The sequence below is a fragment of the Affinundibacterium nitidum genome, from assembly GCF_014284155.1.
GTDB classification, from domain to species: Bacteria; Pseudomonadota; Gammaproteobacteria; order Burkholderiales; family Burkholderiaceae_D; genus Undibacterium; species Undibacterium nitidum.
The window spans coordinates 1-475 of sequence record NZ_JACOFZ010000034.1; the positions used below are offsets into that span (position 1 = coordinate 1).

Consider the following 475-nt stretch of genomic DNA (forward strand, 5'->3'; position numbering starts at 1 on the left):
GAGCCAAGTTCTGCGCAGAAGCGTCTGCAGCTTCTACGATCGCCGTTGGGTTCGTCGTATCTGTCAATACTGGCGCATCGTTCGCACCGGTGATCGTGAACGTCACGTCTTGCACTGCGGAGTCTGCCGTACCGTCATTGACCTTCACTTGGTAAGTGATCGTCAAGCTTTGGCCTGCACGCAAGAAGTCTAAGTTCGCTGCCGCTGGATCATAAGTGTACGCAATCGCTGTACCTGCACCACCATTCGACGTTTGGGTCGTTGGCGTGACGCTGAACGCCCCTGCTGCTGTCAGTGCTGTTGCACCTACTGGCAAGGTGTAGTTCACACCATTCAACTGTACTACAGGTGAGCCAACAACTGAAGCAGTCAAGGTATCGCCGATATCCAAATCAGAGACGGCGAAACTGCCTGTGATTGGAGCCAAGTTCTGCGCAGAAGCGTCTGCAGATTCTACGATCGCTGTTGGGTTCGT

1 protein-coding gene is annotated in these 475 nt (G+C 53.9%); it reads right to left on the reverse strand.

Features of this window, described 5'->3' with window-relative positions:
* On the reverse strand, nt 1–475 hold a 475-nt coding region (locus tag H8K36_RS18920; RefSeq protein WP_222611289.1), incomplete at both ends, for a VCBS domain-containing protein.